8 protein-coding genes and 1 other RNA gene are annotated in these 9,117 nt (G+C 34.5%); all 9 read left to right on the top strand.

The genetic code is table 11. The features are described from left to right. The first annotated feature begins 163 nt into the window (after positions 1-163). The 9 genes from rnpB (at position 164) to AB1630_07700 (ending at position 9,116) form a co-directional block, all read left to right on the top strand. Positions 164-501, top strand: an RNA gene (gene rnpB / locus AB1630_07740) — RNase P RNA component class A. 40 nt (positions 502-541) lie between these two features. Continuing rightward, positions 542-1,558, top strand: coding sequence for an ATP-dependent 6-phosphofructokinase (locus tag AB1630_07735; GenBank protein ID MEW6103684.1), 1,017 nt, complete (start codon positions 542-544; stop codon positions 1,556-1,558). Further along, complete coding sequence (locus AB1630_07730; GenBank protein ID MEW6103683.1) at positions 1,555-3,285, top strand: glycosyltransferase family 39 protein; 1,731 nt, start codon at positions 1,555-1,557, stop codon at positions 3,283-3,285. The genes AB1630_07735 and AB1630_07730 overlap by 4 nt, the downstream gene beginning before the upstream one ends. Continuing rightward, positions 3,282-4,274, top strand: a complete 993-nt coding sequence (gene gmd / locus AB1630_07725; GenBank protein MEW6103682.1) for a GDP-mannose 4,6-dehydratase — start codon at positions 3,282-3,284, stop codon at positions 4,272-4,274. The genes AB1630_07730 and gmd overlap by 4 nt, the downstream gene beginning before the upstream one ends. Continuing rightward, a complete protein-coding gene (locus AB1630_07720) occupies positions 4,271-5,221 on the top strand; it encodes a GDP-L-fucose synthase (protein MEW6103681.1) in 951 nt (316 codons plus the stop codon). The genes gmd and AB1630_07720 overlap by 4 nt, the downstream gene beginning before the upstream one ends. Continuing rightward, entirely contained in the window at positions 5,200-6,609 is a 1,410-nt protein-coding gene (locus tag AB1630_07715) for a glycosyltransferase (GenBank protein MEW6103680.1), read from the top strand. Before AB1630_07720 ends, AB1630_07715 begins: the two co-directional genes overlap by 22 nt. A 2-nt stretch (positions 6,610-6,611) precedes the next feature. Continuing rightward, positions 6,612-6,833, top strand: coding sequence for a hypothetical protein (locus tag AB1630_07710; protein MEW6103679.1), 222 nt, complete (start codon positions 6,612-6,614; stop codon positions 6,831-6,833). Beyond that, positions 6,830-7,456 (top strand): class I SAM-dependent methyltransferase, encoded by a 627-nt coding sequence (locus AB1630_07705; GenBank protein MEW6103678.1) that lies wholly within the window; start codon positions 6,830-6,832, stop codon positions 7,454-7,456. Before AB1630_07710 ends, AB1630_07705 begins: the two co-directional genes overlap by 4 nt. After that, on the top strand, positions 7,446-9,116 hold the full coding sequence (locus tag AB1630_07700) for a glycosyltransferase family 39 protein (protein MEW6103677.1): 1,671 nt from the start codon (positions 7,446-7,448) through the stop codon (positions 9,114-9,116). The genes AB1630_07705 and AB1630_07700 overlap by 11 nt, the downstream gene beginning before the upstream one ends. Position 9,117 lies beyond the last annotated feature (1 nt).

Raw genomic sequence — 9,117 nt, 5'->3', positions numbered from 1 at the left:
GACCAAAACAATGGCCGATGTTTTGGATTTTGAACATTTGGATTTTGATATTGTTTAGGATTTAGGATTTTGAATTTAGGATTTATTAAAAATTGATACTTTTTATGTAGGAGCTAAACACATACAAGTTTTTAGTTTTGCGTTTTAAGTTTTGAGTTTTTAAATGCCAGGCAAGATGGTCGCTGGATAGAATCCAGAGGAAAGTCCGGACACCAAAGGGTAGGATGCTGGGTAATACCCAGGAGCTGTAAGGCTATGGAAAGTGCAACAGAAAATACACAGCCGATAGAGAAAAACCTCGTAGGCAATGGTGAAATGGTGGGGTAAGAGCCCACCAAGGGAAAAAGTGATTTTTCCCTTTGGAAAACCCCATCCGGTGCAAGTTCAAACATAAGAGGCTAACCCGGCTATTCTTAAGGTAGGACGCTTGAGATGGTTGGTAACAATCATCCTAGATAAATGACCATCTAAACAGAATCCGGCTTATTGCCTGGCTATTTTTTTGTTGCATTATTTAATATGTTGATGTTATCATAATCTTATGAAGATTGGAATATTAACAGGTGGTGGTGATTGCCCTGGGTTAAATCCTGCTATTAGGGGTGCATACCTTAGGGCAATTGACTTTGGTGACGAGGTGATTGGGATATTGGATGGATGGAGAGGGCTTTTGGAAAAGAAGACCCAAAAGCTAGAATTACAGGATATTGATGAGATAATGAGACAGGGTGGAACAATACTTGGGACATCCAGAACAAACCCTTACAAAAAAGAAGATGGCGGAAAAATTTGCCTTAATAACTTTAAGGAGCTCGGGTTTAATGCCTTAGTTGCCATTGGTGGTGATGATACCCTAGGTGTTGCAAACAGGCTATTTTCTGATTTTGGCCTTCCTGTTGTTGGCATTCCAAAGACAATGGATAATGACCTGTCAGGGACAGACTATACATTTGGCTTTGACACATCTGTTTCATCTGCAATAGATGCCTTAGAAAAGCTTAGAGATACAGGAAGGTCTCACAGAAGGATTATGGTTTTTGAGGTTATGGGAAGGGATACAGGATGGGTTGCCTTATTCACTGCAATTGGTGGCGGTGCAGACTATGTCCTTATTCCAGAGATTAGGGTAGATATAAACAAGATATGTGGCCATCTAAAGAATGTTTACAAGAGAAAAAAATATGGCCTTGTTGTTGTTGCAGAGGGAATAGATGTTGGAGAGGAACAAGGCTCTGTTGATGAATTTGGCCATAAGATATTGCAGAAAAAGGGTGTTGGGAAAATAATCTCTGAGGAGATAGAAAAGAGAACCGGCATTGAAACAAGACTTGCTGTTATAGGTCATATCCAGAGGGGAGGTTCGCCAACATTGTTTGACAGGATTTTGGGAATAAGGGTTGGAATAGCCGCAGTTGAGCTTATCCATTCTGGAAAATTTGGAAGGATGTGTGCACAGGTTGGCAATAAAATAGTTGATATTCCACTTTCTTTTGGTGTTGGAAAGACAAAGTTTGTTGATAGTGATTGGACAAGGTTTATAGATATTGTGTTTAAATGAAGGAGAAGCTATATCTTGGAACAATTATTTTTGTTTCTTTGTTTCTAAATATCTATGGTATTAACTGGGGTCTTCCAAATGAAAATAGAAAAAATATATTTCCAGATAAAGGCTTAATCAAAGAATGGTCAGGTCTTCTGAAGGAAGAAAGGGAAGAAATATACCAAAAAACAGGTGGCAATCCAATATTTTATGGCTATTGGTTAAAAAAAAGACATCTTTTAAAAAAAGAAGAAGAAATAATTAGAATACCCCCTTATAAAAAAGGAGAAGTTCCAACCAAAGAGCAATTACATATAGTAAGGCCATATCTCCTTCGTTCACATCATCCAGATGAACAGGTAACTTTATCAGCAATTGCAGGGATGAAACCTGGTAAGCTTGACTTTAACCCCCATTTTTTTCAATATGGTGGGTTTTATATCTATTCTGTTGCAATAGCCTTAAAGCTTGCAAGTATGATGGGTTTTATAACCCTAAAGAGTGATATCGGATATTACTTTTTAAATCCGTCTGAAATGGGCAAGTTCTTTATTGTAGGAAGGTTTTTAGGGATAATCTCTGTTGTATTTTCAATAATCTTACTCTATTTTATTGGAAAGGAGCTTTTTTCTAAAAGAATAGGTCTTTTGGCATCTTTATTCTTTGCTATTGTTCCTTGTAATGTGATTTATCCCCATGAGCTGAAACCACATACATTTGGTATTGTTTGGGCATTAGCATCATTTTATGCAAGTATTATGGTCTTAAAAAATAAAGGAAAAAAGTGGTATTTTTTTGGAGGGGTTTCAGCAGGACTATCTGCTGGAACAAGCTTATTTTATGGCTCTACTTTTATTAGTATTTTTTTAGCACATATTATAAATAAAAAGGGGGATTTTAGGCTTCTTGTTCTTGCTATTCTTGGGGGATTATTAGGCTTTTTTGGAACCAATCCCTATTGGCTTGTTTGTCCAAAAGAGGTTTTGGGCACAATTGGTCATTCAAGGGATTGGTATCCTTCTTACTTAACGATTTATACCTTCTTTTCCTATTATACAGTTGCTTTAAAGTATGGAGTAAGAACCCCTCTTTTAGTATTAATTGGAGCAGGGGTTATTTATTCTCTGTTTAAACATAAAAAAGAGGATTTTTTGGTATTGGGATTGGTTCTTCCTTATTTATTTTATATAAGCTTTGAGGTTGCAGGTGGGCTTTCTTATGGCGAAATCCGTTATGCACTTCACATAGTTCCCTTACTCCTTCTTTTAGCAGCAAGGTTTATAGATGCACTTGTTTGTGTTTTTTATAAAAAGCCTATATTTATTGCCATTTTTCTGATTGTTGGTTATACATTTTTATATTCTTTTTCCTCTAGCCTTAATTTTGCAAAGGATGCAACCAATGAAAACACAAGGAATAAGTCTGCAAAATGGATTTCTTCATCCCTAAAAAAAGGAGAATCTATTGGTGCAGCATATCTTCCCCAACCATCCTGTTTTCCTCCATTTGATTTTTTGAATTATGAACTTATTATTATAGACGAACATGCCTTTCAAAAACCTATGGAGGAATTGCCTAATTATTTTATCTTAAGTGGAATAGTTCCTTCTTCTTATTATAAGAACATTTTAAAAAGATACAATGAGATAAAAAGATTTGACCCAATTCTCTCATTTTTTGGTATCCCTTTTTCTGACCAATTTACCTTTGCAAACCACACTGTTCAAATATTTAAAAAGAAATGAAAAAAGCATTAATCACAGGGATAACAGGTCAGGATGGTTCATACCTGGCAGAGATTCTTTTAAAGAAAGGATACGAGGTACACGGAATTGTTAGAAGGTCAAGCTCATTTAATACACAAAGGATAGACCATATATATCAAGACCCACACGAGCCAGATGTAAAGCTTAATCTTATCTATGGAGACCTAAATGATGCAAGTTCATTAAATAAAATCATAAGGACAATAAAGCCTGATGAAATCTATAACCTTGGAGCACAGAGCCATGTAAAGGTAAGCTTTGAGGTTCCAGAATATACCGGAGAGGTTGTAGGATTAGGAACAACAAGGCTACTTGAGGCAATAAGAGAGGCAGAAATAAACCCTAAATTCTATCAGGCATCATCATCAGAGCTATTTGGAAATAGCCCTCCTCCACAAAATGAAGATACGCCATTTTATCCAAGAAGCCCCTATGCAGCTGCAAAGGCATATGCATTCTATATGGTCAAAAATTATAGGGAGGCTTATGGTTTATTTGCCTGTAATGGCATATTATTCAATCATGAATCACCAAGAAGGGGAGAGACATTTGTTACAAGGAAGGTAACAATGGCTGTTTCTAGGATAAAGCTTGGGTTGCAGAAAAAGCTCTATCTTGGAAATTTGGATGCAAGGAGGGATTGGGGCTATGCTCCAGAATATTGCAGCGCAATGTATCTTATTTTACAGCAAGAAAATCCAGAGGATTATGTCATTGCAACAGGAGAGACGCATTCTGTAAGGGAATTTGTTTGTGAGGCATTTTCTTATGTAGGTCTTTACTGGAAAGATTATGTAGAGGTAGACCCAAAATATTTTAGGCCAACAGAGGTTGAGGTTTTAATTGGAGATGCAAGCAAGGCAAAGAAAAAATTAAATTGGAAGCCAAAGGTAACCTTTAAAGAATTAGTAAAGATAATGGTTGAGGAAGATATGGAAAAGGTAAAGAAAGAGCATAACATAAGATGAATGATTTTTGGAAGGATAAAAGGGTTATCGTTACAGGTGGAGCTGGATTCTTGGGAAAATATGTGGTTTCTAATCTTAAAGAGAGGGGTTGTCAAAATATATTCATTCCAAGAAGCAAGGATTATGATTTAACAAGGGAGGCAAATGTAGAAAGGCTTTATAAGGATTTTCCTGCTGATTTAGTTATCCATCTAGCTGCAATTGTCGGTGGAATTGGAGGAAACAGGGAAAACCCTGGGTTATATTTTTATAATAACCTTATAATGGGTGCGATGATGATGGAGCATGCAAGGAGGAATAATGTAGGTAAATTTGTTGCAATTGGAACAATCTGTGCCTATCCAAAGTTCACGCCTGTGCCTTTCAAAGAAGAGGATTTATGGAATGGTTATCCTGAGGAGACAAATGCACCTTATGGATTAGCAAAGAAGATGATGCTTGTTCAATCTTTAGGCTATAGAAAACAATATGGTTTTAATTCAATATTTCTCCTTCCTGTAAATCTTTATGGCGAAGGGGATAACTTTTCTCCTAAATCTTCCCATGTTATCCCTGCATTGATAAAAAAGTGTATGGATGCAATAGAAAATAAAGAAGATAAAATTATTGTTTGGGGAACGGGAAATCCAACAAGGGAATTTTTGTATGTTGAGGATTGCGCAAATGGCATATTATTGGCTTCTGAACACTATAACAAGAGTGAGCCTGTGAACCTAGGCTCAGGGATGGAAATTTCTATTAAAGACCTGGTTGCTCTAATCGTAAGGCTTACAGGATTTAATGGTGAAATTATCTGGGATAGGACAAAGCCAGATGGTCAGCCTAAAAGGAGGCTTGATACAACAAAGGCAGAGAAGGAATTTGGGTTTTGTGCAAAGATGGATTTTGAGGAGGGGTTAAGAAAGACAATAGAATGGTATAGGGAATGGAGAAAAAAGATAGGATAAAATACTTTGATAAAATTGCACCAGAAAGGGATAGGTGGAAAAGAAAAAATAGGTATTATTATCAAGAGCTGGAAAAACTTATTGGATTTATTGTCTCAAAGGATTCCTCATTTTTAGAGATAGGCTGCGGAACCGGAGATTTTATCGGACATGTTAAACCAAAAAGGGGTGTTGGAATAGATTTTAGCCCTGAGATGATAAAACAAGCCCAAGAAAAATATCCAGAATATGAATTCCTTGTGGATGATGCAGAAAACTTGTATATAAATGAGAAATTTGACTATGTAATTATGTCTGATCTTATTGGCTATCTGGATGATGTCTGGCAGGCATTTAGGGAATTACAAAAGGTTAGTAAGGATGAGACAAGGATAATCATTACATATTATAATTATTTATGGGAGCCTATTCTAAAGATTGGTGAAATATTGGGTCTTAAGATGAAGGGATACCATCAAAATTGGCTTTGTTTAGATGATATAGAAAATCTTTTAAACTTAAATGGTTATGAGGTGATAAGAAAGGGATATAGACTCCTTTTTCCTAAATACATCCCTTTTATCTCCTTTTTTTTAAATAAATGCCTTGCTTATCTTCCTTTAATAAAAAACCTTTGTTTGATACAATATGTAGTAGCAAAAGAAAATAATGCAAGAATAATACAGAAAGATTATACATGTTCAGTAATCATTCCTACCAAGAATGAGGCGGGAAATATAGAGGGTGCGATAAAAAGGACACCCAATATGGGAAAAGAAACAGAGCTTATCTTTGTTGATGGCCATTCTCGTGATGGAACAATTGAGAAGATTGAAGAAATGATAAAGCTTTATCCAGAAAAGAATATTAAGCTTATTTTTCAAGATAATGTTGGTAAAAAAGATGCTGTAATGAAAGGATTAGATTCTGCATCCGGAGATATTTTGTTTATCCTGGATTCTGACCTTACAGTTCCTCCTGAAGACCTGTCAAAATTTTACCTTGCTATTGCTAACGGAAGGGGTGAATTTATCAATGGCTCAAGGCTGGTTTATCCATTAGAAAAGGATTCAATGAGGTTCTTGAATAAAATAGCCAACAAAATTTTTGCTTTAATGTTTTTATGGATCTTTGAACAAAGGATTACAGATACCTTATGTGGAACAAAGGTTTTTTTTAAGAAAGACTATGAAAGGATTAAAGAAAATAAAAAATTTTTTGGGGATTTTGACCCATTTGGAGACTTTGAGCTTCTCTTTGGAGCATGTAAATTGAACCTTAAGATTGTTGAGGTTCCAATAAGGTATAAACCAAGAACATATGGAGAGATAAAGATAAGTAGGTTTAAGCATGGCATTTTGCTTTTAAGGATGGCTATAATTGGTGCTTTAAAGTTAAAATTTAATTAGAAATGGATAGAATTGAAAGAGAAATCTTACATAGTAAGAAGATAAAGGATAGTGCAGGTCTTATTTGGGGATGGGAAACACCTGCTGGAAGAATGATTTTCTCCATCCTTATAATACCAGAATGTTTAATTCCAATCGTTAAATGGATGGGAGGAATGTTTGAGAAGATACCAATCTTAAAAGAAATAGCTGGTTCTTTGGTGATTTCAGGAGAGTATTTATGAAAATTCAAATTCCTTCAAAAGAAAATATTAAGGCTACAAATGAAGAAGATCCTTTAAAATATTACTATCTTCCGGTTATAAAGTGGTTCTATTTAAATCGCTTAGAAATGGTTTTAAACTTAATAGGAAAAGAAAGGAAACAAAGGGTTCTTGAGATTGGCTATGGAAGTGGAATTTTGTTTCCTGAACTAAAGAAGAGATTTGAAGAAATTTATGGTATTGATATTCATAATAAAACCGATTTGGTTTATAATATGCTAAAAAAAGAAGGGATTGAATCTTCTCTAAAAGTAGGGAATATCCTAGATTTACCCTATCCCGATAATAACTTTGATTGTATAGTTTGTATAAGTGTGCTTGAGCATATTCTGGATTTAGACAAGGCTACACAAGAGATAAAAAGGGTTCTTACCCCAGGAGGAAAGGCAATTATTGGATTTCCAAATGTAAATAAAGCTATGAATTTTTTATTTAAGATAATTGGCTTTGAGGGCATTGAAAAACATCATGTCTCAAGCCCATTTGAAATTATATCCTCTATGGAAAAAAAGTTTATTTTTGAAGGCAAAAAAAGCTTTTGGTCTTTATATTTTGCATACAAATATAAAAAAGATGAGGTATAAATTAATTTTAATTTTTATCCTTTTTCTTGCTTCAATATTAAGATTTTATGGAATCAAAGAAAAAGGTCTTGTTCAACATGACGAAGGTAGTTATTTACAAGGAGTAAAAACCATTACAATAACATTAGATTGGGCAATAAAAAATCTATTTGCTATTAAGCAACCCCAATTAAAAGATTTATTTTATGAGAAGGATGGAGGGTATTATCCAAGTAGTGCCAAGCCAGGCTTTTACTCTTTAATGGCCCTTCCTTCATTATTTGTAGGTATCCATGATTATGCAGCTATAATAGTCTCTGGAATTTGTGATGTATTAACCACACTTGTTGTATTTTTTATTGGTAAGGAATTATGGAATCCATTCTTTGGGCTTTTATCTTGTTTCATTTATAGCATTCTAGGCCTTTCCATTTTATATTCCCGTTCTGCTCTTCCCGTAAGCCCTGCAACTTTATTTATGATATTAGGATGTCTTTTTTGGCTTTATTCTATGAGAAAGCCAACGAAAAGAAATATCTATCTAATTATATCTGGTTTTAGCATAGGATATGGGGTTACTTGCCACTATTCCTATTTCTTCGTTCCGTTAATATTTCTATTTCTTGAGTTTATATATTTAATTAAATCAAGGCTTAAATTTAGAAAATTGCTTATATTTGGCTTTTCTATGACTATCCCATTATTGATATTTCAGGCAATCTCTTTATTAGCCAAATACATTATCTACGCAAGAGGCTTTGAAAAATACATTTCTGTTCTTGGCTCTCGTTTTACCTATTTTGGGCAACTTCTTATTCAAACAAATCTTGGTGAAGCACATTCTCCTTCTGAAATCTTTTCTTTATTCTTAAAGAGGGTTATTAGGAGATTGACCCGCTACCACATTAAATTTGAAGATACTTTTTCCCAACCTATGGGTCCAAGCGGAGTTCCTCCCGAGCTTGAGGGAAGTGGTCTTTTCTATTATATAAACCTTTTGGTTGCACATGATGGCTGGCTTTTTGTCTTTCTTCTTGTGCTTGGGATTATAGCCTTTCTTATTAATATAAAAAGGCTATCCTTTAAAGAATTAAGCATCTTCCTTCTCTTTTTTATTCCAACATTCTTTTGGGCAGTTATCTGTCCTATTAAATATGCAAGGGTATTCTCTGTTACATATCCATTCATTGTTTTAATAATATCTTTTGGTTTGGGAAAGCTTTTTTATAAAAAGAAAGCCCTGCTTTTTTTAAGCATTATTCTTATTGTTGGAAATGCCATTTTTTATATTCCAAAGACAATGAGGATGAGGTCTGGATACAAAAGTGCAATAGAATGGATGAAGGCACATAAAGGAGTAAAACATATAAGCTTAACCCCTGTATCTGATTTTTATGGAGGAAGTAAAAATGCAAGATTTTTAAATTCTATTGATGAAGCAAAAATTGCTTATAGCGAAGGATTTCATTATCTATTATTAGACAGGAATAAATATCATTTTTCAGAGAATATCCTTATAAAGGCATCCAATACGATTAAACCTGTGGTTTTAATACCCCATTCTAATGATTGTTTTGCTTATGAAGAGGGTTTTTCACCAGCAATTATAAAAAGGATATTGAAAGAGCCGCGTGTATTAAAGATTTATGATTTAGGTGAGATACTAAAAAGCATAGAGTGAA

The organism is bacterium (genome assembly GCA_040753555.1).
In the GTDB taxonomy this organism is placed as follows: Bacteria; UBA9089; UBA9088; order UBA9088; family UBA9088; genus JBFLYE01.
Note: the sequence above shows the minus strand (reverse complement) of the source record. Positions and strands in the feature narration are given on the sequence as shown.

What these genes read in the sequence shown, in the direction of transcription:
- AB1630_07735 (MEW6103684.1), top strand. Translation starts at nt 542, where the DNA reads ATGAAGATTGGAATATTAACAGGTGGTGGTGATTGCCCTGGGTTAAAT.
- AB1630_07730 (MEW6103683.1), top strand. Translation starts at nt 1,555, where the DNA reads ATGAAGGAGAAGCTATATCTTGGAACAATTATTTTTGTTTCTTTGTTT.
- gmd (MEW6103682.1), top strand. Translation starts at nt 3,282, where the DNA reads ATGAAAAAAGCATTAATCACAGGGATAACAGGTCAGGATGGTTCATAC.
- AB1630_07720 (MEW6103681.1), top strand. Translation starts at nt 4,271, where the DNA reads ATGAATGATTTTTGGAAGGATAAAAGGGTTATCGTTACAGGTGGAGCT.
- AB1630_07715 (MEW6103680.1), top strand. Translation starts at nt 5,200, where the DNA reads ATGGAGAAAAAAGATAGGATAAAATACTTTGATAAAATTGCACCAGAA.
- AB1630_07710 (MEW6103679.1), top strand. Translation starts at nt 6,612, where the DNA reads ATGGATAGAATTGAAAGAGAAATCTTACATAGTAAGAAGATAAAGGAT.
- AB1630_07705 (MEW6103678.1), top strand. Translation starts at nt 6,830, where the DNA reads ATGAAAATTCAAATTCCTTCAAAAGAAAATATTAAGGCTACAAATGAA.
- AB1630_07700 (MEW6103677.1), top strand. Translation starts at nt 7,446, where the DNA reads ATGAGGTATAAATTAATTTTAATTTTTATCCTTTTTCTTGCTTCAATA.